Genomic DNA, 23462 nt, shown 5'->3' with positions numbered 1-23462 from the left:
CTAATCTAGATGTTACAGATCAGACAGATAAGATCGTATTTGGTGAAAATATCTCACAAGATGATGTTCAGTATTTACAAAGAAATGAAGATTTATTTGTCCAAGTTGGTTCAGATCCAGAGCAAGGTTTGTTAGTTAAGAAATTCTATGCTAAAAGTGGTTATCAAACTAAAGTATCAGGATTTGAATTTGCAGATGGTAGCTTTGACTCTATAGAAAGAGTTCAACCAGTAACATTAGGTACTGATTTAGGTGAGAAGATCGTAGGTACCAATGATATTGTAGATGTTGTAGATGCAGGAGCTGGAGATGATACAGTTTATCTAGGTTTAGGAGATGATATAGCAGATGCTGGTGATGGTAATGATATAGTTAAAGCTCTAAATGGTGGTAATAATATTATCGATGGTGGATCTGGTGACGATAGGATAGAAACTGGAGCAGGCTCAGATATGTTATCTGGTGGGGAAGGCGATGATGTTATTAAAGCAGGGGCAAGAAATGATATTATCACTGGAGGTCAATGTGATGATTCCTTAGCTGGTGGAGCTGGATCAGATACTTATGAGTACTCATCTGGTGATGGTAATGATACTATCAACTTAGCTGGAGATGGTTCTACAGATATACTCAAGCTAAATGATATCTCAAAAGATGATATATTATTCTCAAGAGTAGATAATGATTTACAGATTAACTTCCAAGATCAGCTATCATCAATAATTGTAGATGATTATTTTGAGTCACAATATAATAATGATTCCCTTATTATAGATGCAAATGATGAGTTTCAAATGTTGTTAGCCGCTAATGCAAATAAGATGTCTGAAATACTAGCAGCAAATACATCTAGTGAAGATATAGATGGAGGTAGTGTAGATGGCAGTAACCAAATTACCACACAAGTAGATGCATCACAATTAGCTGACCTATGGATGCCTAAGGATAAAACAGGTAGTTAAAAGCAATTTTTGATACAATATTTATTTATATTGTTTTTATATAAAAATTATGAAAAATTATTTATTACAGGTAGAGTATTTTGGTAAAAACTATTGTGGCTGGCAAAGACAATCTCATTCTCCTAGTATCCAAGAAGAGCTTGAAAAGACTTTATCTAAGATTGCTAACCATAATATTGTAGTAACTTGTGCTGGTAGAACAGATACTGGTGTACATGCTACCTCTCAAGTAGTTAATTTTCACTCAGATGCTGATAGATCCTTAAATGCTTGGCAAAGGGGAATAAATGCTCTACTACCCAAAGATATTAAGATATTAAATATTAAAGAGGTTCGTAATGAGTTTAACTCAAGATTTTCTGCGAAAAATAGAACATACAACTACATTATATATAATTCAACTATAAGTTCTCCCATTTTTGCAGAGCATAGTTTATGGGAAAATCGTAAGCTTGATATACTAAGTATGAATCAAGCCTGTAAATATCTTTTAGGAGAGCAGAATTTTAGTTCTTTTAGATCATCACAATGCCAATCTAATACACCTTTTAGAAATATTAAAAAAGCTGAGTTTATTAAACAAGGTGATTTTATAGTTTTTGAAGTAGTTGGAAATGCTTTTCTACATCATATGATTAGAAATTTAGTTGGATCATTACTAAAAGTAGGCTTAGGTCTAAAATCATCAGAATGGATAAAGGAACTTTTAGATGCAAAAGATCGAACCCAAGCGGCTGAAACTACTAAAGCGCATGGTCTATATTTTGTTGGGGTAGAATATCAAGATTTTCAGTTTAAGCGTCAGGTAATTAATTTATTTTAATAAGTAGTAGTACTTTATAATTTTATATTACTTTTAAAATCTATTAGTTATACTGATATGTAGATACAAAAAAACATAGATATATGATATGAAAAAATTATCAACAATGGCTGTGATATTTATATCTACAGGTGGAATGATTGGAAGTGGTTGGCTATTCTCGCCATACTATGGGTTCCAGACAGCTGGTCAAGGTGTCATAATTTCATGGATTATTACGGCATTTCTTACTCTACTTGTAGCATTATGTTTTGCAGAAGTTGGCATCTATGTTACCTATAGTCTCTGGGGCAATGAGATTCTTACGAATTACGCATTCAAAAACTTTAGGGTTTTTGTTTGTTGTTTTAGGGTGGATAAGTTACTTGGTTTATTTACCTCTAGAGGCTCTATCAGTAGTTCAGTATTTAGGATTTTGGTTTCCAAACCTAGTTGATACAAGTTCTAAAGGAGTTTTCTTATCATACTACGGAGTTATTCTAACATTTTTGATTATGTTAAGTTTGACCTATTTAAATACTTATCAGTTAAAAAATGTTGCAAAAATTAACTCAATAGTTAGTATTTGGAAGATTCTTTTACCAATAGCTATTGCTATAGGGATGTTAGCTGTTTATGGATCTTTTAAGAATTATCATGCTAATACATCACATATACATGTTAATTTTGAGCATATCTTATTGGCTATCACAGGTTCTGGTTTAGCTTTTGCTTTTTCAGGTTTTCAAAACGGTTTGATTGTGGCAAATTCTGCTAAAAATCCTAAACTAGCAATTCCGTTATCTCTTATAGCACCAGTAGTTGTTGGTTTAACAATGTATATATCTTTATCATTACTTTTTATGTTTTGTATTCCAGGATCAGTAAAAGGTTTTGATGGTGGTGTAGCTCCGTTATTAGGTTTGTTGAGTTTGTTTAGCTTGCATATGATTTATACGATATTATTTATTGATGCTATGGTTGCTCCATTGGGTACAGGTAATGTTTATACAGCTGTTACTGGTAGAATTCTTCAAGCGTTTGGATTAGAATTTTTCAAAAAATCAGTTCTAACAAAGCTAAATAAAAATCATGTGCCAATATTTTGTATTTGGATCAACTTTTTTGTTGGCTTAATATTTTTATTTCAATTTACGACTTGGACAACTTTAGTTAATTTCTTATCATCTTTAGTTTTATTTAGCTGTTTATCAGGACCTGTAGTTTTGATTATTTTTAGAGATAAATTTTCTGAAATAGAAAGAAAGTTTAGACTGCCTTTTTATAAGTTATTTGGTTACTTAGGGTTTATATATTGTTCGTATTTTATATATTGGTTAGGCACTTTTAATTTATTGTGTCTAGTTATACTTGTTGCTCTTACTTGTATATTCTATTGGTTTGTTTGTGCATATATTATATGTTTATGGGGTATTTCATATATTCATGAATTAAAGCTAATAGCATTTCCATATGATAATTTGATAGTAGCTGTAGTTAGTGTCTTATTCTTAAAAGTATTTATTACTACAAGAGCCTCAACAGAAACTATCGAGAGAAACATGCAAGGAGTCATGTTGGAGATAGAAAATCTTAAAAGTAGTTAATTATTACGCAAATTATATATATTTTTTTAAAAAATATATATAATAATTATTATCATTTAATTATATAAAATTGAATTATTTTTAGCTATAAAAATAGAGGTTTTTCAATGATACAATTGATGGTTGTGATTTTTATTATCACAATAATAGTTGCTATTGTAATCTCTCTTTATTCCACACAGATAATTAAAACAAAAATCTCGAATACTAGATATGATGCCGATAATTATGTCAAAGATCTAGTAGTATATGCAAGCACTTATAGTTAGTTTCAGGAACAAGGTAATAGTATATGGCAGTGTCATATATTAGACGATGATTATGTAGATAGGGTTTGTTTAATTAGAGACTCTGAAACTGTTGCAAGTGTTGAGTTTTATTTAAGTGATGATGTTATTCCAGATATTTCAGAACCATATTATATGTACACTTTAACAATATAAGAGATTTTTATGAGAATTGAAAAAAAAATACTGGTTATTGTATCGTCTATGGTATCAATTTGATATGCTGTAACTATCGAAGTAAATAGAGGTAACATACCGGAGAAATATTTTCCATATTTTAGTTCTGTAACATCAGATGAAAAAGCTAAACAAGAGTATTTCGATACACAAGGGATTAATAATGCTTCTCAAGTCGGAGATTCAAATGTCTATATTGGTACAAACAATAATGGTGATGATGTTTTAACTATATATCCTCCTATAGAAAAAACTGGAGATTTTGTTGCAGATGATCAAGAAAATTATGAAATATATACTAAAATACAAGATAGATTTCCTAATAAAAGTGAAGAGAGGGTTGCAAATCTAGCTGAAAGTTATATAGAGGCTACAAAAAAATTAAATAAAGGTGTTGGTAATGGAGGTATTCTTGGTGATGGTTCTTATACTAGTAGCTTAAATTGTAGTGATGGGTATGAACTTTATACATTTACTGCTATGAAACCTTCCAACGGTATATGTAGAAACCCTATCAGTCCGAGGCTTAGGTTATGTGCTACAGAATCTAATGGTTCATATACTGTAGACCCAAACTCTACAAATTATAAGTTGTACTTTAACGAGAGGGCCTTATGTAAATTAAGGTTTAGAATTAATAAAATTGATTACAATTAAGTTCTTTTAGGATAAAATAACACATTAGTAATTTCTTTATTTTTAGAAAAATAATGACAGATATACATAATCATAAAATTTTAATTTTAGATTTTGGCTCACAGTATACACAGCTTATTGCTCGTAGAGTTAGAGAAGTTGGCGTTTTTTGTGAGATTTTTACTCACGATATAGATGATGAGTTTATTGAAAAATATGGTGCAAAAGGGATAATTCTTTCAGGAGGTCCTGAATCTGTTTATGACTCTCATACGAAAGCTCCTGAGATAGTTTTTAATCTAGAAGTTCCTGTACTTGGTATCTGCTATGGTATGCAAACAATGGTTATGCAACATGGTGGTGAAGTGAAAAGTTCTAATCAAAGTGAGTTTGGTAAAGCAATAATTAATGTTTTAAAATCTGATAATAACATTTTTTCTAATTTAGAGCATGAGCAGTTAGTATGGATGAGTCATAGCGATAAAGTCACAGAGACAGGAGAGAGTTTTGAAATAATTGCATCTTCAATGAATGCTCCTGTAGCAGCAATATCTCATAAAACTAAACCTTTTTATGGAGTGCAATTTCATCCAGAGACAACTCATACAGAAAATGGTAAACAAATTGTAGCGAATTTTGTTGTTAATATTTGTAGTTGTGACACTTTATGGAATATCGAAAATATTATTGAAAATGATATTGTTGAGATTAAAAAGAAAGTTGGTGCTGATAAGGTTATCTTAGGTTTATCTGGAGGAGTTGATTCATCTGTTGTAGCTGCAATTTTGCACGAAGCTATAGGAGATCAGTTAACTTGTATATTTGTTGATACTGGCTTACTTCGTTTGAATGAAGGGGATCAGGTGATGGAAGTATTTGCAGAGCATATGGATATTAATGTCATTCGTATTAATGCAAAAAATAGATTCCTAAAAGCTCTAGAAGGAGCTTGTGATCCTGAGCAGAAACGTAAAATCATTGGTAAACTTTTTGTAGATATATTTGATGAAGAAGCAACAAAAATTGAAAATGCAAAGTGGCTAGCACAAGGTACTATATATAGTGATGTGATTGAATCTGCTGGTAATAATAAATCAAAAGCTCATGTTATTAAATCTCATCATAATGTAGGTGGTTTACCTAAAGAGATGAAGCTAAAGCTTTTAGAGCCTCTAAGAGAGCTTTTTAAAGATGAAGTTCGTAGGTTAGGGTTAGGACTAGGTTTACCACATAATATGCTTTATAGGCATCCTTTTCCAGGTCCAGGACTAGGTGTTCGTATACTAGGAGAAATTAAGAAAGAATATGTAAAAATTCTACAGAAAGCGGATGCTATTTTTACAGAAGAGTTATATAAACATAATTTGTATCATGATATTTCTCAGGCATTTGGGGTTTTCTTACCAGTTAAATCAGTTGGCGTAGTTGGAGATCAGCGTAGATATGAGTATGTAATAGCTTTAAGAGCTGTGGTTAGTATAGATTTTATGACTGCAACATGGGCAAATCTACCTTATGATTTTTTATCTTTAATTTCAAATAGAATTGTTAATGAGGTGAAAAAGGTTTCTCGGGTAGTTTATGATGTGACAGGTAAACCACCTGGAACCATTGAATGGGAATAAAATGAATAAGTTAAATAATAGAGAATATAGATCTACTTGCCATTGTAGTGCTATAGAACTAGAGCTATATTTGCCAAATGGTTTAGAAAACTTAAGACGTTGTAATTGCTCTATTTGTAGTAGAAAAGGAGCTATTGTGGGTTCTGTATTATTGGATAATCTTAAAATCATAAAAGGCCAAGAAAAGCTTACTAAATATACTTTTGGTACGCATACTGCAGAACATTATTTTTGTTCAGTTTGTGGCATATATACACATCATAAAAGGAGATCAAATCCTAATCAATACGGTATAAATATAGCTTGTATTGACGGTGTGAATATAGACAAAGTTAAAGATGTTGAATATTTAGATGGTAAAAATAATCATCCAGCAGATAAATAGATATAAAGGTTATGTCAAAATATAAAATTTTAGATAAGATAAATACTCCAAAAGATCTAAAGTATATTCCTGAAAGTCAGCTTAATAGTTTGTCATCAGAACTAAGAGCTTTTTTGGTTGATACTCTTGATGTTAGTGGCGGTCATTTTGCTAGTAGTCTTGGAGCTACAGAATTAACAGTGGCATTGCATTATTTTTATAATACGCCACATGACAATATTGTTTGGGATGTTGGCCATCAAACTTATATTCATAAGATTCTTACAGGGAGAAAAGATAAGCTTATTACTATCAAAAAAGATGGTGGTATATCTGGGTTTCCAAAACGTAGTGAAAGTGAATACGATACTTTTGGTGTAGGACATTCTAGTACCTCTATTAGTGCTGCTGTTGGTATGGCAATTGGTGATAGATTAAAAGGTAAATTATCAAACACAGTAGCTGTAATTGGTGATGGCGCTATTACAGGTGGTATGGCATTCGAAGCTTTAAATCATGCTGGTGGTATAAAAGAAGATGTTTTAGTAGTTTTAAATGATAATGAAATGTCTATTTCTGATAATGTTGGTGGACTTTCAGCACATTTTAGTAAAATTATTTCTGGAGGATTTTATAATAGTATCAGAGAGAAGGGTAAAGAAGTTTTAAAAAATATTCCCCCAATGTTTGAGATTGTTAAAAAAATTGAAACTCAGACAAAAGGTATGTTTGTACCAGCAAACTTCTTTGAAGATTTAGGGTTTTATTATGTTGGTCCTATAGATGGTCATGATGTTAATGAGTTAGTAAAAACTTTAAGAATCTTAAAAGATCATAAAGGACCTAAATTATTACATATAATAACTAAAAAAGGTAAAGGCTATACTAAAGCAGAGTCAGATCCTATTAAGTTCCATCATGTAGCACCTAGTTTTCATACTGGAGAAAATGCTGCTAAAGCTTCTAAACCAACTTATTCAAATATTTTTGGCAATTGGATTTGTCAAAAAGCAGCTAGAGATAACCGTTTAGTAGGAATTACTCCTGCTATGAAGGAAGGCTCTGATTTGATAAAATTCTCTCAAGAATACCCAAATAGGTATTTTGATGTTGCGATTGCAGAACAACATGCTGTGACATTTGCAGGGGGGGTAGCTTGCCAAGGACTAAAACCAGTAGTAGCAATATACTCAACTTTCTTACAAAGAGCGTATGATCAGGTTATTCATGATGTTGCTTTGCAAAATTTAGATATTTTATATGCAGTTGATAGAGCAGGTTTAGTTGGAGCTGATGGTGCAACACATGATGGTAGCTTTGATTTGTCATTTATGCGCTGTATTCCAAATCATGTGATAATGACACCAAGTGATGAAAATGAAGCTTATCATATGCTTGATCTAGGTTATGAGTATAATGGCCCAGCTATGGTACGTTATCCACGCGGAGCTGGTATTGGTGCTAAAATTACAGATAAATTGGATTTAAAATTAGGTAGATCAAAATTAGCTAGAGAAGGATCTAAAATAGCTATACTAAATTTTGGGACTTTGCTCCCAGTAGCTAAGCAAATAGCAGATAAATATAATGCTACGGTTGTAGATATGCGTTTTGTAAAACCTTTAGATAAGCAAATGATAGATACTGTGTGTGAATCTCATAGAATAATTCTGACCTTAGAGGAGAATTCTGTTGCTGGTGGGGCAGGTTCTGCTATCAATGAATACCTAGTAACTAAAGATTTAAATAAAGACTTAACTATAAGAAATTTTGGTCTTCAAGATGAGTTTTTAAATCACGGGACAAAAGATTTACTATTAGACCAAAGTAATCTTTCTTTTGAAAAAATATCTAGTGAACTAAATAAACTTATATAGGATCTTGAACTTATGGAATTATTATTTTCATATGGGACTTTACAGCAAGGTAATGTCTAGCTTTCTACTTTTGGTAGAAAGCTTAATGGTGAAAAAACAGTTTTAACTGGTTACATCACTTCAGAAGTTGAAATTTTAGATAAGGGAATAGTAAAAGTCAGTGGTAAAAGATTTCATCCAGTTCTTAAAGAAATATGTAGAGAAGAGGATAAAGTTTATGGAACTATTTTTGAGATAACATCTAAAGAACTTAGATGTTCTGATGAGTATGAAGTTGGTAGCTATATTCGTAAAGAAGTAACTTTAACTTCAGGTAAAAAAGCCTGGATATATACAGAAAAATCCTCCAATTAAAAATGCAAGAGTTAAAATGAAAAAAATAATCATAGCTGTTATAGCTTGTATTGCAATATATTTAATCTATTTTATTTTCTTTACAACTAATTATAATAACTGGCATATAATCAATAGTGAGCCAAAAGGTGAAACAATAGTTGCTTTTGGAGATAGCTTAACAGCAGGCTATGGAGTAGGTAAGAAAAACAATTACCCATCTCAACTATCTAAAATGATTAATCAGCCCATAATTAATATGGGAGTATCTGGAGAGACAACTCAACAAGCTTTGGAGCGTATTAATAGTGTATTAGCTAAAGATCCTAAGATTGTACTTATCACTTTAGGAGGAAATGATCTTAAAAAGAAAATTCCGGCTGGAGAAGCTTTTGATAATCTAAAGCAAATTGTAGATATTTTGCAAGCCAATGGAGCTCTTGTTGTCATAGGAGGGCTAGATATACCTTATTATTCTAATGATTATGCTAATGACTATAATTACATTTGCTAAAGATAATGATTGCTTGCTTGTTCCTAATGTTCTTTTTGGAAACAAAAAACTAATGGTTGATTCAGTTCACCCCAATGCAAAAGGTTATACAATAGTAGCGAAATAATTTTACAACGTGATAAAAAACTACATTAATTAGAAAGTTTATGAAGGAAAACGTGTTATGTTCCCTATTCCTTCTTTTTGATAAACATGAGAAACGTCTATGCCCAATTCTCTTCTAATAAATGGTAATGAAAAATATCCACGAATATATTTTTTACCATTCTCATCTTTATTAGAAATGACTATGTGATGATAGGCAGAGTGTATTAGAGTATTTAATATATGACCAATCTTAGCTCCCTTTATAATTGAATAAGAAACTACGTTTACTTTTGAAATATGTAATTTAGCATCATCAGCAGTTAAATCAGTAGGTTTAACGCCAGCATCCCTAGCTCTTTCTTGTAATGCTTGTCCTTCAATATAATGTAAAGCAATTGTACCTGTAATCTTACCATCAGCACTAGCCACTAGGGTAAAGTCTTTATGGTTATCTATTAGCTTAGCTTTTACATCTTTTAGATTAGTATCTCCTCGTACAACTAAAGCTTTATGTTTTTTATAGTCTCTAAAAACTTCTAAAGCTGGACTATCTAAGTATAATAATTGATTTATATCGTCATTAAGATATTCAACAGATTTAGCATCGTTAAAATGAGAAAGTTCCATTTGTTTAAATTCTTTTAGATCCACTAGCTTCTCCTAGTATAAATATGTGGAATAATAACTTAGATTTTAGACAAAATATTTGTCTTTTTCAAAGCTTATCCGCTATTATTTACATAAGATAATATTTTAATTGATATGGTATGCCAAACTATTTAATTACTGGAGGGTCAAATGGAATTGGAAAGGCTCTTATTGATATATTAAAACAAGATAAGAATAATGACATTTTTAATGTAGATATTTCAAAACCTAATGATAATAGTTGTGCTAAATTTATCAAAGCTGATTTAACTAAAGAACAAGATATTCAAGAAGTTTTAACTTGCATTAAGGATATATCATTTGCTGGTATATTCTTAAATGCAGGGATATTAATCAAAGGATCAATCTTTGATATTGATATAAATATTATCAAAAAGGTATTTAATGTAAATATTTGGTCTAATATCTACTTAATTAAAGGTTTAAAAGAAAATATTTGCCGAGGTGCTTCTATAGTATTTAATGGTTCTGACCAATGCTTTGTTGCAAAATCAAATAGTTTTGCCTATACAACAAGTAAGGGAGCTATAGCTCAGATGACAAAATCTTTAGCTATTGATTTAGCTAAATATGATATTAGAGTAAATACTGTATGTCCTGGAACTGTTGATACAGATTTTTATAAAAATCTTATACAAAAATATGCCCAAAATGAAGGCATATCATTTGAGCAAGCACATGAAAGTGAAGAAAAAGAGTTTCCTTTACAAAGAATAGCACAACCAGAAGAAGTAGCAAATTTGGTCTATTTTTTGCTTAGTGATAAAAGTAAATTTATGACTGGTGGTCTAATTCCTATTGATGGTGGTTATACAGCTCAATAGTTTTTATTATAAAAGCACATAACAGTGTTATACTTTTAATGCGAATATTTATATAAATTTAAGATATGATTGAAACAGATAGAATAATTTCAGCGAATCCAACTCAGAGTAATGATGAAAATGTTATAGATAGAGCTATTAGGCCTAAAACTTTATCTGAATATGAAGGTCAACCAGTAGTACGAGAGCAAATGGAAATATTTATTGAAGCTGCAAAGTCTCGTAGTGATGCGCTTGATCATACTCTTATCTTTGGTCCACCAGGATTAGGTAAGACAACTTTATCAAATATCATAGCTAATGAAATGGATGTAGAGCTTAAACAAACAAGTGGTCCAGTATTAGAAAAAGCAGGTGATTTAGCAGCACTTTTGACAAATCTTGAAGAAAATGATGTTTTATTTATTGATGAAATACATCGATTGAGCCCTGTTGTTGAAGAGATTCTGTATCCTGCAATGGAAGATTATCAGCTTGATATAATGATTGGCGAAGGTCCAGCAGCTAGATCAATAAAGATTGATTTACCACCATTTACCTTAGTTGGTGCTACGACAAGAGCAGGTTTGTTAACGTCACCTCTTAGAGATAGATTTGGTATTATTCAGCGTTTAGAATTTTATTCTGTTGAAGATTTGGCAAAAATTGTTTATCGCTCAGCTAATCTATTTGAACTAAGTATAACAGATGTTGGAGCTCAAGAGATTGCCAAACGTTCAAGAGGAACTCCTAGGATAGCAAATAGACTATTACGCAGAGTTAGAGATTATGCTCAAGTGAAAGGTTCTGGAGAAATAAATTTTGAAACTGCTGGTAAAGCTTTGACTATGCTAAAAGTAGATCCAGTAGGGTTTGATCACATGGATCATAAGTATCTATTGACACTTATCGAAAAGTTTGGTGGTGGACCAGTAGGTTTAGATACAATGGCAGCAGCATTAAGTGAAGAAAAGGGAACTATTGAAGACGTTATTGAGCCTTATTTGATTCAACAAGGTTATATGATGCGTACAGCAAGAGGGCGAATTGCAACTTTAATAGCGTATAATCATTTTAAACTAAAAATCCCTGAAAGTTTTAATTCTAATAAGCAACAAAATCTATTAATCTAACTTGGTATTTTGATATACAAGAATATCTCCTGGCTGACAGTCAAGATATTTACAGATAGCTTCTAATGTAGAAAACCTAATTGCTTTAGCTTTTTGATTTTTGAGTATAGAAAAATTTTGTTCTGTAATTCCAATAACCTTAGCTAACTCTTTTGAACGAACTTTTTTATCTGCCATAATAGTTGCTAAATTAATTCTTATAGCCATTTTTTAAATACCTTATTAAATCGTTAAATCATTTTCTTCAGAAATTTCTTTTGCTTTTTGCATCACGGATGCTATAGCTATAACAATAGCTCCAACAATTAGAGCTAATATGTTCATTGTACCTATAGTAATACTTATAAACCTTTCTTCTACAGGGTTATTATAGCTTAAAGTAAAAGCTATTAATGGATCATAAATTAGCTCAGCAATAAACCAATAAACCAATAAACCAATAAACCAATAAACCAATAAACCAATAAACCAATAAACTAAAGCATTTCCTAATTTTTTGTAAATAGAAACCACTTTAGATGAAAATACTTCAAGATTTTCATAGCAACTAAATAATTTTATTAATAACTCAATAATATTAAGAATTGCAAGAGTAGGAATTAGACTTACAAACAGTGCACAGATTCTTGTAGTTAAAGAAAGTTGGTGGGATATTTGTTCCATATACGGCTGTGAAATTCCTATAGAGCTAAAATAATCAAAATTTGTCTGTACACAAACCCAGAACAAAGGAACTAATATTATTATTAGTAAAAATATTGTTTTAAAGAATCTTTTATAAAGTTTACTCTTTTTTTGAAAGTTATACATTTATGATACCCTGGTGTTTATATATTATTTTACTTTTAAAATATATATTAAAAATTGCTGTTATTCAATCAATAGTTATTGTTAAGTAGTAACTTTATGTATTATCATAGGGAATAAAATAATAAATTACAAAGGATATCAAGGATGAGATTTTTAATTGTTTTTATTTTCTGCTTTTTTATAAATACTCTACAAGCGGAAAATTTAGGGAATTATCTTACACAAAAATATGGTTATCAAAAATTTAATTTACTTGATAACTATGAAAATTTTCCTGCACTCTATTTAATAGGAGAGGTTAATAACAGTAAAGCTTATATTTTGTTTGATACAGGGTCTAATGGAATAAGTATCTTTAATCGTTCTTTAAAACAGTTGGGACTTAAAGAGGAAGGTGTAAACTGTCCCTGTTATTCAATACCACTTTATAAAATATTTTTATTCCTTGCTTTTATGCAGCATCTAAAATACCAGAATATATTTCATCAGGAGTCATATATCCAATACTAGAATGTAGTCTTTCATTGTTGTAAATATCAATATATTCTTTGATACCTACTTTAGCCTCTTTCTATAATACCCCATGAAATTTTAACAACAATTTTGAGAATTTAGTTCCTAAAGTAGCTAAACAATAAATGCTGATAGCTTTTGTGTCAATCCTACATTCTTAGTATCTTGAATCATATTCTTTATCTCCTTTATTTATGGCATAACTCTGTTATTAGCATAAATGATTAAATATCTATATTTAATCTAAATTAGATAGCTAAAATTTCTTATAGAATAGGAAATCTCATTAGCATTGATTATGCCATTTTTTTTAAATTAAGTTTGAAGGTTATTTATTTTTATTATCTAGTTATTCATTTTATATTTCAATAACTTATTTTTATCAAATTTATTAGAATATTTTTTATCTTATTCTATTTATATGGAACTTTAATAAAATTGGTAGTTTATCAAAATATTAGTTATTAGTTATATAAACATGTCCATCCATAATACGGCGCGCTGTACGAGATATAGTAGCCTTTTTCAGCTCTATTTTTTCTCCATTTTGTTCGGTAAGAACTTCAATCTTAATAACTCCAGAAGGATTTCCAATACGAACTACTTTTTTTACTTCTGGATTAGTCATTTCATGTACTATTGAACCGGAAATTCGAGCAGCGACACCCGTACAAATTGTTGCTGTACCAGAATAAGCTTTATGGAGAACTTGCATGAACATTAATCGTGAAGTTAGATCAATGTCAGTACTTTTGACTGGTTCACCGGTAGTAAACCTTACATAATCAGATGGAGGACTTACTATAGCAATCATTGGAAAAGCTGGACTAGAGCTTAGAGCATCTTTTGGATCTTTGACCAGACCAATCATTTCTGCAGCTATACCTCTAATGGTCTCCAGTAATTTTAGTAATTCAGGATTGTTATCTATCTGCTGCGGTGTTTCAGTACCTACCAGATGAAGATCTCTGGCCCGTACGAACACCATTGGGTTTGCGGCATCTACTACACTAATTGTTATCATACCAAAGCCCGGAATATCTATGACATCAGTTGGATTTCCTGTGGGCAGTAATTTTCCTGTGCATGCTCCAGCAGTTTTTGACCAATCCAGCACTATTTTTGCACCTGTTCCTGGGACTCCATCACAAACACATTCTCCTATAACTGCTACTTCTCTCCCAATCATAGGTATTTCAGCGGTGATAATTTTTCCAGTATTGGTATTGTGAATACGAACGGTAGTATGATTACTTTCTGCCTTCACTAATCCTTCTTGGATAGCAAAAGGTCCTACCGCTGCAGAAATATTTCCACAGTTACCATTATAATCGATGAGCACTTTATTAATACTCACTTGCCCAAAAGTGTAGTCCACATCAGCATCAGACCTACTAGATGGAGCTATAATAGCTAGCTTACTGGTCAAAGGCTCTGCTCCACCAAGGCCATCAATTTGACGAATATCAGGGCTGCCAAATATTTTTAGTATTGTTTTATCTCGTTCTTTTCTATCAATGGGTAAATCATTTTCCATCAAGAATATTGCTTTACTAGTTCCTCCGCGCATAATTACGCATCTGATTTTTTCAATTTGTGCCATATCATTATCCTTTTTTATTGGAGTATTAATTATTTTCCTATAATTTTAGACTATTACGATAATAGCCTAGAATTATAAAAACTTGCTTTCATGATCTCTAATTTCAGGTAAACCAATCATTTCATTAAATTTTGGGAAATCAATCATTGGATAACCTTTAGTTGAACCTTCTTTTTTAAAATAAGCAAAAAAGTCCTTAAGTGTTTTTGTAATAGCATAAAGTGATGCTACTGGATATATTGCAATACTATACCCCATTTCTTCTAGCTCTTTATTAGTACAAAAAGGAGTCTTACCATGATCTATCAAATTAATAAGAGTAGGTTTATTTATTATTTTAGGAACAATTTTCATCTCCTCAATAGACTCTGGTGCTTCTAAAAAAATTACATCTGCACCAGCAGCTGCATAGGCAGATGCGCGTTCAAGAGCATCGTCAAATCCTATCACAGCTCTGGCATCAGTGCGTGCTATTATTAAGGTATCCTCCGACTTTCTCGCATCTACAGCAGCTCTTATTTTAGCTTCCATATCTTTTCTTTCGATAACTTTTTTTCCTGTCATATGTCCACATCGTTTTGGCAATACCTGATCTTCCAATTGAATTGCTGAAGCACCAGCTTTTTCATATGTCTGTACAGTTCTAATCACATTATTCACGCTACCATATCCATTATCAGCATCAGCAATTACTGGAACAGATACAGATTCTGCCATATTGCTGACTAACTTAGCCATTTCTGTCATAGTTAACAAACCAATATCTGGTTTTCCAAGTGCACTAGCAGAAGCACCATAACCTGTCATATATACAGCAGGGAATCCTGACATTTCAATTAGTTTTGCTGACCAAGCATCATATGCACCGGGAACACAGATAATTTCAGGTTGATCAAGTAACTTTTTTAAAGTAATCTTTGTCATTATTAATACCTCTAATGTTTATTTAATTATTAAAACCTTATAGTTTTATTATTATTATCCTTAGGATAAAATCGGCTCTAAATTTTAGTTCGTCACTCATTTTTTTAAAAAATGTGTGAGTAAAAACAGTCTACTAGTTTACTTGCTTGATGTAAACCAGTATAATTTGAAACTATAGTTTCCTTTTGGTTAACAGATGTCTGATCTTGATAGATTTGAATTATTTACTCATACTGCTGAACTTGGTAGCTTGACTAAAGCTGCTGCTAGGGTTAATTTAAGTAAAGCTTCTTTAAGCAAACAAATCAAGCGGCTAGAAAAAGATCTTAAAGTCGATTTGTTTTTACGGTCTGGGCGAAATCTACAATTAACTGAACAAGGCAAACTATTATTGGTGCAATGTTTGCGCTTGAAAAAAGAATTAGATGAAGCAAGGTCAGTTTGTCAAAATTTTATTGAGGAGCCGGAGGGCCTGTTGCGGATAGTTGCTTCTGAGTATTCTGTAAAAAAGCTTATTTTTCCGAAGCTAAATGCTTTTATGGAGAATTATCCTAAATTAGATTTGATAATAGATACCCATGAGTACATTCCAAACTTTTCAGATCAACAGGTTGATTTAGCTGTCGGCTTTTCATTACCTGCAGGTAATGAAATTATAAGAAGTCGCATATTAACCTCTCGTTTAGTCTTATGTGCAACGAAGCAATATTTTGATCGCTATGGAATTCCAAAAAAACTTAGGGATTTGAATGATCATAAGTATATAACTCATACTGGTCACTTAAATGATGGACTTCGCCTTAAACAGGGTAATAACTTAATGCTTAAGCCTTATTTAGTATTTAATCATACGAGTTCCATGATTGCATGCGCCAAACAGAGTTTAGGCCTTATCCAATTACCAGAGTATTTGTTAACTGAATACCTTGAACATGGTGAATTTATAGAGGTTCTAACAGACTATCAATTAGATAAGGTGCATATCTATTACTACTACCCTAAACATTGCTATATACAACCAAAAGTTAGAAAATTTATTGATAGCTTTCTTGTGGGAAATTAGTAATTAATGTTTTAAATATATGTACAAATTTTAAAGACATTTTAATCAATATTTTATAAGTAGGCATCGTCAAGTTAACTAATTCGAATTAATTGAAAAAATGATGTCTTTAATTTCACTAGAAAGTAGCTAAAAGAAATAGCATTCAAAGATATAGATGTAACATCTGTAAGGAGTTATATATATACTAAATAATAATTTTTATAAGTAAACTGGAAGGTTTATATGTTATAAGGTTGGAGTATGAAAGCAATAGATTGATCTACCCCGTCAATTTGGGACAGTTTACTACTTCATTTTCCATTATATATTCAAATTGATATGGAGTCATATAATTTATTGTAGAATGTCTCCTTTTTGTATTATAGTAAGCTTCAATATATTCAAATATTGATAGTTTAGCTTCTTCTCTAGTTTTATATCTTTCATCATGTACTAACTCTACTTTTAAAGTTCCAAAGAAACTTTCACAAGCAGCATTATCGTAACAGCATCCTTTAGAGCTCATACTTGATAGTAGCCAGTGTTCTTTAATAATGTCTTGATATTGTTTGCTACAGTACTGTGACCCTTTATCAGAGTGTATAATCACACCACTAGGAAAATTTCTTCTAAATAATGCCATATTTAAAGCATTACAAACTAAATCCGCTTTCATCCTAGAATCCATTGCCCAACCAATAACTGATCTTGAGAATAAATCTATAATCACACAAAGATACAGCCACCCCTCTTGTGTAGGTACATAAGTTATATCTGTAACCCACCTATGATTTACAGATAAAGCAGTGAAGTTTTGTTCTAATAAATTATCAGAAACATGTTTGTTGTGGTTAGAATCTGTAGTTTTCTTATGCTTACGAGCCGCTTTAGCATGTAAACCAAGTAATTTCATACGTTTAGATACTCTAGGTTGAGTAACTTTCCAACCCATATCTTTAAGCTCTTTGTATATCCTAACACTTCCATATCTAGATTTATGTTCATTAAAATAGCATCATCTAGTTCAGCATCATTATATTGCCTTTTACCTATAGGTTTATGAATCCATCTGTAATATGAAGATGTGCTCACATTCAAAGATTTACATAGTGTTGTTACTGGCATAACTTTATAATACTCCTTAATAAAGGCGTACCTTACAGATTTTGCTTTGCAAAGTACGCTGCTGCCTTTTTTAGTATTTCACGCTCTGTTTCTGCCTGTTTGAGTTTTTTCTTCAAATCAGTATTTTCAAAAGATAGTTGCTGGTACTGCGTTTTATAATCTATCTTTATTTCTTTCTGAGGGTTTGACATGGCTTTGGATATCCAACTGCAAATGGTTTTATATTTAACCCCTAAATTATCTGCTATTTATCGTCTATTTGCATCTGGTTGTAAACATAATTTAACAGCTTCATCTTTAAACTCTTTTGTATATCTCATCTTGTCTCCTTTTCTTAACACCTAAGTGTCCCAAATAGGAGGGTATGATCAATCATGAGGAGAGTGATATCTTGGGACTATACAAAGTATAATATTTAATAAATACTTTAAGACTTAAGTTTTTATCTTATATTAAAGAATTACTTATATTGTTCTTTCTCTAAACCATTTTGTAATAACATACTTTTCCCCTTTAATAATAGGTTTTGCCCAGTGAAGTGTGTTTGGGTTTACACTACCTTTTTCATCTAGGCTATTCCAAATAACAGCTGTTCCTAGCTTAGGTTTGACAGATAACTCAAGTTTAGGAAAATCTGTATGACCACCTTCCTCAACATTATTTAAATAAATTATAAATGTCCAAGTCCGTTGTCCTTGTCTTGCTGTAAAATTATCATAGCCTGCAGTACCTTTATTAAAATAATCTGTATGTAATTTAAACTTATTACCAATTTGATAATATTGGCCTTGTATTATTTCTGAATAAGTAGGGTCAATACCTAAATAATCTGCTATTTTTTGATCTATATACTTTATAAATTCGTTATTATAAACTCCTAAATCACAAGTTTGACTAGTACGGAAATACTGATCATATTCATCAGGAGTTGTAATAGTAGATGGCCGAAGGTTTTTCTGATTAGTTCTATTACTTGATTACACTCTTCTTTTGATAGGAACTCATGTTGAATATATGCTCTAGCTTTGTCATTAGGTACTTTTGTAGCCTGCTTAAACCTATCTTCAGAAATATTAAATAGTTGTGAAGAGGGTGTTTCATCATTAATAAGTTTTTTTAAATATTGACTCAGTTCTTTTAAGCCTAATGAAGTTTGAATTGTGTTAGGGTCAAATTGATTATCTAGCATTATTTTAAACAATTCTTCCTTATTGCAACCTCTATCAATATTACTTTTTATCCATGTTTGCCACGATGCATCTAGTTTGGTAATCATTTTATTATATTTATTTAGTTTAGCTTTCTTTCAAGTTTAATAAATCTAGTATCATTTATCTAGCAACTATCGCTGTACCATAGCAAAAAACTTCTGTACCACTAGTATTACTACCAAGACTACTAGAGTCATATCTAATAGCTACAATAGCATTAGCTCCTAGTTTCTTAGCTTCCTCTATCATCTCCTGTTCAGCATGTAGCCTTGCTTCTTTACAAACATTTGTGTAAGAAGTATTTTTACCACCAACAATATTCTTCAAGCCTCCTAATATACCTTGAGTAATAGTTGGTGTGCGGACAATAATTCCTGTAACCAAGCCTTTATGTTCTAAGATTTCTCTTTTACCAAGATTATCTGCAGTAGTTAATATCATAGTGCTTTTATAACTCCTATATATTTTTGTTAATTTTGCTACTCTCCTTTAGTTGGAGAAGATCACATAAGTTTCCATATAAGTCTTTAAAAACAGCAACTATGCCATATTCTTGGACGGAAGGGTCTCTAATAAATTCTACACCTAATGATTTCATCCTATTATAGTCAGTCCAAAAATCAGTTGTATTAAGAAATAAGAAAACTCGACCACCAGTTTGATTACCTATGAACTGTTTTTGTTCTAAATTAGATGCTTTAGCTAATAATAATAAAAATCTTTTTGAACCTTTGGGAGAAATCAATACTCATCTTTTGTTTTGCTCTGGTTGGTAAGTATCTTCTATTAGCTCAAAATTTAATTTTTTTGTATAGAATTCAATAGCTTCATTATAATCTTCTACAACAATAGATACATGAATTATAGATTGATTGTTCATTTTTTATACCAAAGTAACTAATTCTTCCGAACTAGTAGGGTGGATAGCTACAGTATCATCAAAATCTTGTTTAGTTGCACCCATATTGATAGCTACTGCAAATCCTTGTAGCATCTCATCAACATTTAGACCTATCATATGACAACCAACTACTTTTTCATTTTCACCAGTTACAACTAGTTTCATTACAGTTGGCATTCTATGGCCTGAGATAGCACAATATAGGGCTGTAAAGCGAGATTTGTAAACTTTCACATTATCATCACCATATTTTTCTTTAGCTTCTTTCTCAGCTAAACCAACAGTACCAATAGCAGGGTGAGAGAATATTACTGTAGGAACATATTGAAGATTAGCTTTTAAATTAGTTTCACCATTGAAAAGTTTACGTGCTAGATATCTACCTGTTTTAATAGCTACTGGCGTTAGTTGAGGAACACCTGATGCATCACCCAAAGAGTATATTCCTTCAACATTTGTCTCACACCATTCATTAGCAGGGATTATGCCTTTATTAGTTATTTCTATATCAGTATTTTCTATACCTAGATTATGAGTATTTGGTGCACGACCTGTTGCCCATATTAGAGTGTCGACATTTTCTAAAACCATATCTGTATCAGTAGTAATCTTTAAAGTTTCACCAACTTTTTCTATTTTAGTAATATTTGTATGGTTCATTACTTTAAGATTAGTCATTTCCATACATTCAACTAAAGTATCGCTAATATCACCATCAAAATCCATTAGTGGCTTATCTCTACGTACTACTACAGTTGTGTCAGTGCCATGAGCATTTAAAACCCCAGCAATCTCAACTCCAATATAACCACCACCAACGATGACGGCTTTTTTAGGAGTTTCTTCTAGCTCGAAGAACTCATCAGATGTAATACCTAGTTCAGCACCCTCGATATTATTTAGTACAATAGGGTATGCACCTGGAGATATAAATATATAATCAGCAGTTATCTCAGTACCATCATCTAATATCATAGTTTTATTATCTTTGAATTTACCCCAATTATTAAAATGAGTAATATCCCACTTATCAAGTAACCTGTCATAAAAACCATGAATGTTACCTATATATTTAGTTCTTTTTTCTTTTAAAGTAGCCCAATTAAAACCTTTGACTTCGACATCAAAACCATATCCTGCTACATCATGCTTTAATTGCTCTGCAATCATAGCACCATAAAACATTGCTTTCTTAGGTACGCAACCACGATTTACACATGTACCACCAAGTTCACGTTTCTCAATTATTGCAACTTTTTTACCAAATTTAGCAGCTTGTACAGCAGATGCTATACCACCAGAGCCACCACCTAAACTTATTATATCGAAGTGATTATCTTTCATTTTTCTTTCCTATATTACTTTATTATTCTTGTTCAAAAGATATTTTTCTATTATTTGCTTTTTGAATAGGTCTATCATTATTAAAAGTCAAAATATTCCTAAATGTTTGAACTTGCTTTTTAGATATCTTAGCTTTTCTTTTTAATATAATCCATTTAACCGCTTCAATACATGGTGGTGTTGTCAAAGACCCTATATATTCATAAAAAGAGTGGTGACCATTAGGAAGTGGACTATCATTTTTATTTACAGTAAATCCAAAAATATTAGTTTCACCAACTTTTTTAGGAATATGAGACCATATTTTGTTTATAAAAGGATTAGTTTTCGTATTGCTATACTGATAAAGGAGCGCTAATACAGCTATTTTTCCATCTTTTGAAATGTTTACAAAATGAGCTTCAAAAGGATATTCTTTACCATCTACATAATTTTCACTTGGAGTATGAAAATGCATTTGTTTTAATTCATATTTTTGTTTTCCAATAAATATATAGCTTCCCGGTTTAAATAAAATTTGTATTGTATGACCATTATTCAATATTGATTTAACATGTAAATGATAATCAATTTTTACTTTATCTGATTCATTACCTTTAACAGCTTTTGTTGTAACTATATTTATAGGGGACTGTTGTTTACCTATTGCGCATTCTTTATATTTTTCAGATAAATTTCCCCAATGTACGGGACCTTCTGCACCAACATATCCCCACTGAGCATTTTCTATACTTTTATCATCCGAATATCCAAAGCTAAAAATGCTAAAAAAAGATGCTAAAACAAGTGCTTTTAAAATATTTTTATATTTTACTTTCACTTTAATTTCCTTGTTATAATTTTATTATTAATTTTAAACTCTACAATTTTAACCTTTTAAGTTATAAATATGTAGTGGTTTAGTTACTTGACCATATTTATCTACTTCACCAAATCCTATAGCTTTTATTTTAAAATTTTCTGCCTTAAGATTAGTATTTTGTATTATTCTATTAAAATCCCTTTCAAAATTATTTCTAGCTTTGTCATTTTGTAAGTCAGCAGCTAATATACTTAGATGAGGATTAAACTGATTAAATGTATTTGGTGAACCATATTTTTTGAATGATTCTAGCTTACTTGGGTAGTATTTTACCCAACTCGGAGCAGGGTAATTTTTATTTCTATATTTAGCTAAATTATTTACTACTTTATTTGATAGTTCCTGAAGTTCTGATGAATTTTTAATATTTAGCATTACAAAACCACTTTTACTAGCAATAAAATTTGCTGTTTTAATATCAAATGGTGAAGTCTTATTAGCAATTTCTGCTAATTGTTTTTCTATATTTGAGATATTTTATCTATTAAAACTTGTTAAATAAAGTGTTAAATGTACAGGATGATTCTCAATAAAAGGGCTCATATTATATTTTCTAAGAACGTTTGTTTTCTCTAGAGAGTTATCAAATTTTTTAATATATTTAGCTGCCTTATTTGATGGGATCAAATATATATTATATTGCTTAAGGCTTTCTGCAAAAGCATTACAACTAATAAGCAGAAGAAAAATAATTATTAGCTTAGAAAAAGTTTTATTGTTTACCATTTAATTTCCTTTATTTGGTCTATTAAAATTTTAAGCGAGTTTTCTATATTAGAATTTGCTGTATCAATTTTGATTATAGATTGATCCCAAGCTTGATAATATCTATCCACTACATCTTGCCAAGTAGGGTATTTACTAAGATTAGTTTTATGTCGAGCTTCTACTCTATTTTGATGAGTTTGTTTATTACTACATATAATTTCAATATTTATTACTTTGGTAGAATTTACGTGAGATAATTTATTCCATAATTCTCGAGACTCTAAAATAGGATTACAACAATCTATAATTACATTTTTACCAAGCTCGAGATTTTCTTTAGCTTTATAGTAAGCGATCTTATATCCCTGTTTAGTTAGCTCTTGAGGATATTCTCTTTTTAGATAGTATTCAATTGTGTCAATTCTAAAGTAGACTGCATTAGCTATATTTTGTGCTAGAGCTTTAGCTAAAGTTGTTTTGCCTACTCCTGGTAGACCTGATAAGATATAAGCATGCAGCATATATTAGCCTTTTTATTCA

At 30.9% G+C, this 23462-nt stretch carries 25 protein-coding genes and 4 pseudogenes; 13 read left to right on the top strand and 16 right to left on the bottom strand.

Features of this window, described 5'->3' with window-relative positions:
- Positions 1 to 128: 128 nt before the first annotated feature.
- The 9 genes and pseudogenes from CDV26_RS06035 (at position 129) to CDV26_RS06000 (ending at position 9290) form a co-directional block, all read left to right on the top strand.
- The gene (locus CDV26_RS06035) at positions 129 to 962 is read left to right on the top strand and encodes a calcium-binding protein (RefSeq protein WP_088772511.1); all 834 of its coding nucleotides are present in this window, start codon (positions 129 to 131) and stop codon (positions 960 to 962) included.
- A 49-nt stretch (positions 963 to 1011) separates the two neighbouring features.
- A complete protein-coding gene (truA, locus tag CDV26_RS06030; protein ID WP_088772510.1) occupies positions 1012 to 1785 on the top strand; it encodes a tRNA pseudouridine(38-40) synthase TruA in 774 nt (257 codons plus the stop codon).
- An 88-nt stretch (positions 1786 to 1873) separates the two neighbouring features.
- Positions 1874 to 3371: pseudogene (locus CDV26_RS06025) on the top strand (APC family permease).
- 107 nt (positions 3372 to 3478) lie between these two features.
- Positions 3479 to 3640, top strand: a complete 162-nt coding sequence (locus CDV26_RS14015; protein WP_157671502.1) for a hypothetical protein — start codon at positions 3479 to 3481, stop codon at positions 3638 to 3640.
- Between the two features lie 905 nt (positions 3641 to 4545).
- On the top strand, positions 4546 to 6096 hold the full coding sequence (gene guaA, locus CDV26_RS06020; RefSeq protein WP_088772509.1) for a glutamine-hydrolyzing GMP synthase: 1551 nt from the start codon (positions 4546 to 4548) through the stop codon (positions 6094 to 6096).
- Position 6097: 1 nt separating this feature from the next.
- Complete coding sequence (locus CDV26_RS06015) at positions 6098 to 6481, top strand: GFA family protein (RefSeq protein WP_088772508.1); 384 nt, start codon at positions 6098 to 6100, stop codon at positions 6479 to 6481.
- Positions 6482 to 6492: 11 nt separating this feature from the next.
- The gene (dxs, locus tag CDV26_RS06010; protein WP_088772507.1) at positions 6493 to 8337 is read left to right on the top strand and encodes a 1-deoxy-D-xylulose-5-phosphate synthase; all 1845 of its coding nucleotides are present in this window, start codon (positions 6493 to 6495) and stop codon (positions 8335 to 8337) included.
- A gap of 114 nt (positions 8338 to 8451) precedes the next feature.
- Positions 8452 to 8691 carry a gamma-glutamylcyclotransferase family protein gene (locus CDV26_RS13115; protein WP_255321885.1) on the top strand — a complete coding sequence of 80 codons (240 nt, stop codon included), beginning with the start codon at positions 8452 to 8454 and terminating at the stop codon, positions 8689 to 8691.
- A gap of 16 nt (positions 8692 to 8707) precedes the next feature.
- A pseudogene (locus tag CDV26_RS06000) lies at positions 8708 to 9290 on the top strand (GDSL-type esterase/lipase family protein).
- Positions 9291 to 9328: 38 nt separating this feature from the next.
- On the opposite strand, the gene CDV26_RS05995 reads toward CDV26_RS06000, so the two are convergent.
- A complete protein-coding gene (locus CDV26_RS05995; protein ID WP_088772506.1) occupies positions 9329 to 9922 on the bottom strand; it encodes a CBS domain-containing protein in 594 nt (197 codons plus the stop codon).
- A 116-nt stretch (positions 9923 to 10038) separates the two neighbouring features.
- Here CDV26_RS05995 and CDV26_RS05990 point away from each other — a divergent pair, with 116 nt between their 5' ends.
- Together CDV26_RS05990 and ruvB are read left to right on the top strand one after the other, a co-directional pair.
- Complete coding sequence (locus tag CDV26_RS05990; protein ID WP_088772505.1) at positions 10039 to 10764, top strand: SDR family NAD(P)-dependent oxidoreductase; 726 nt, start codon at positions 10039 to 10041, stop codon at positions 10762 to 10764.
- Positions 10765 to 10829: 65 nt separating this feature from the next.
- Positions 10830 to 11876, top strand: coding sequence for a Holliday junction branch migration DNA helicase RuvB (ruvB, locus tag CDV26_RS05985; protein ID WP_088772504.1), 1047 nt, complete (start codon positions 10830 to 10832; stop codon positions 11874 to 11876).
- Here ruvB and CDV26_RS05980 read toward each other — a convergent pair.
- Together CDV26_RS05980 and CDV26_RS05975 are read right to left on the bottom strand one after the other, a co-directional pair.
- Positions 11868 to 12083 carry a helix-turn-helix domain-containing protein gene (locus tag CDV26_RS05980; protein WP_088772503.1) on the bottom strand — a complete coding sequence of 72 codons (216 nt, stop codon included), beginning with the start codon at positions 12081 to 12083 and terminating at the stop codon, positions 11868 to 11870. The genes ruvB and CDV26_RS05980 overlap by 9 nt on opposite strands.
- A 15-nt stretch (positions 12084 to 12098) precedes the next feature.
- Positions 12099 to 12686: a DUF2975 domain-containing protein gene (locus CDV26_RS05975; protein WP_088772502.1), complete on the bottom strand. Its 588-nt coding sequence runs from the start codon at positions 12684 to 12686 to the stop codon at positions 12099 to 12101.
- Between the two features lie 144 nt (positions 12687 to 12830).
- Here CDV26_RS05975 and CDV26_RS13110 point away from each other — a divergent pair, with 144 nt between their 5' ends.
- Positions 12831 to 13196: a hypothetical protein gene (locus CDV26_RS13110; RefSeq protein ID WP_245806397.1), complete on the top strand. Its 366-nt coding sequence runs from the start codon at positions 12831 to 12833 to the stop codon at positions 13194 to 13196.
- A 460-nt stretch (positions 13197 to 13656) separates the two neighbouring features.
- Here CDV26_RS13110 and CDV26_RS05965 read toward each other — a convergent pair whose 3' ends face one another.
- Positions 13657 to 14802, bottom strand: a complete 1146-nt coding sequence (locus tag CDV26_RS05965; protein ID WP_088772501.1) for a 2-methylaconitate cis-trans isomerase PrpF family protein — start codon at positions 14800 to 14802, stop codon at positions 13657 to 13659.
- A 72-nt stretch (positions 14803 to 14874) separates the two neighbouring features.
- Positions 14875 to 15726, bottom strand: a complete 852-nt coding sequence (locus CDV26_RS05960; RefSeq protein ID WP_088772500.1) for an isocitrate lyase/PEP mutase family protein — start codon at positions 15724 to 15726, stop codon at positions 14875 to 14877.
- A 196-nt stretch (positions 15727 to 15922) separates the two neighbouring features.
- Between CDV26_RS05960 and CDV26_RS05955 the strand changes: the two genes are divergently transcribed.
- The gene (locus CDV26_RS05955) at positions 15923 to 16789 is read left to right on the top strand and encodes a LysR family transcriptional regulator (RefSeq protein ID WP_088772499.1); all 867 of its coding nucleotides are present in this window, start codon (positions 15923 to 15925) and stop codon (positions 16787 to 16789) included.
- 262 nt (positions 16790 to 17051) lie between these two features.
- On the opposite strand, the gene CDV26_RS05950 is transcribed toward CDV26_RS05955, so the two are convergent.
- From CDV26_RS05950 to CDV26_RS05905, 11 genes and pseudogenes are all read right to left on the bottom strand, one after another.
- Positions 17052 to 17723 carry an IS3 family transposase gene (locus CDV26_RS05950; RefSeq protein WP_088773465.1) on the bottom strand — a complete coding sequence of 224 codons (672 nt, stop codon included), beginning with the start codon at positions 17721 to 17723 and terminating at the stop codon, positions 17052 to 17054.
- Positions 17681 to 17896 (bottom strand): hypothetical protein, encoded by a 216-nt coding sequence (locus CDV26_RS05945; RefSeq protein ID WP_088771820.1) that lies wholly within the window; start codon positions 17894 to 17896, stop codon positions 17681 to 17683. Before CDV26_RS05945 ends, CDV26_RS05950 begins: the two co-directional genes overlap by 43 nt.
- A gap of 32 nt (positions 17897 to 17928) precedes the next feature.
- Positions 17929 to 18087, bottom strand: coding sequence for a hypothetical protein (locus tag CDV26_RS12100; protein ID WP_157671500.1), 159 nt, complete (start codon positions 18085 to 18087; stop codon positions 17929 to 17931).
- 273 nt (positions 18088 to 18360) lie between these two features.
- Complete coding sequence (locus tag CDV26_RS14010; protein WP_420809899.1) at positions 18361 to 18669, bottom strand: 2OG-Fe(II) oxygenase; 309 nt, start codon at positions 18667 to 18669, stop codon at positions 18361 to 18363.
- 104 nt (positions 18670 to 18773) lie between these two features.
- Positions 18774 to 19172: a hypothetical protein gene (locus tag CDV26_RS05935; RefSeq protein ID WP_088772498.1), complete on the bottom strand. Its 399-nt coding sequence runs from the start codon at positions 19170 to 19172 to the stop codon at positions 18774 to 18776.
- Positions 19173 to 19227: 55 nt separating this feature from the next.
- A complete protein-coding gene (locus tag CDV26_RS05930) occupies positions 19228 to 19548 on the bottom strand; it encodes a YbjQ family protein (RefSeq protein ID WP_088772497.1) in 321 nt (106 codons plus the stop codon).
- A 16-nt stretch (positions 19549 to 19564) separates the two neighbouring features.
- Positions 19565 to 19987, bottom strand: a pseudogene (locus tag CDV26_RS05925) (VOC family protein).
- A 3-nt stretch (positions 19988 to 19990) separates the two neighbouring features.
- Positions 19991 to 21352, bottom strand: a complete 1362-nt coding sequence (gene gorA / locus CDV26_RS05920) for a glutathione-disulfide reductase (protein WP_088772496.1) — start codon at positions 21350 to 21352, stop codon at positions 19991 to 19993.
- Positions 21353 to 21374: 22 nt separating this feature from the next.
- On the bottom strand, positions 21375 to 22172 hold the full coding sequence (locus CDV26_RS05915; RefSeq protein ID WP_157671498.1) for a carbonic anhydrase: 798 nt from the start codon (positions 22170 to 22172) through the stop codon (positions 21375 to 21377).
- Between the two features lie 48 nt (positions 22173 to 22220).
- Positions 22221 to 22940: pseudogene (locus CDV26_RS13855) on the bottom strand (2'-5' RNA ligase family protein).
- Positions 22934 to 23443 carry a P-loop nucleotide/nucleoside kinase family protein gene (locus tag CDV26_RS05905; RefSeq protein ID WP_088772494.1) on the bottom strand — a complete coding sequence of 170 codons (510 nt, stop codon included), beginning with the start codon at positions 23441 to 23443 and terminating at the stop codon, positions 22934 to 22936. The pseudogene CDV26_RS13855 and the gene CDV26_RS05905 overlap by 7 nt, the downstream one beginning before the upstream one ends.
- Between the last annotated feature and the right edge of the window lie 19 nt (positions 23444 to 23462).

The sequence above is a fragment of the Francisella halioticida genome (assembly GCF_002211785.1).
GTDB lineage: Bacteria > Pseudomonadota > Gammaproteobacteria > Francisellales > Francisellaceae > Francisella > Francisella halioticida.
The sequence above is the reverse complement of the archived record's forward strand: the minus strand, read 5'-3'. Positions and strand labels throughout refer to the sequence as shown.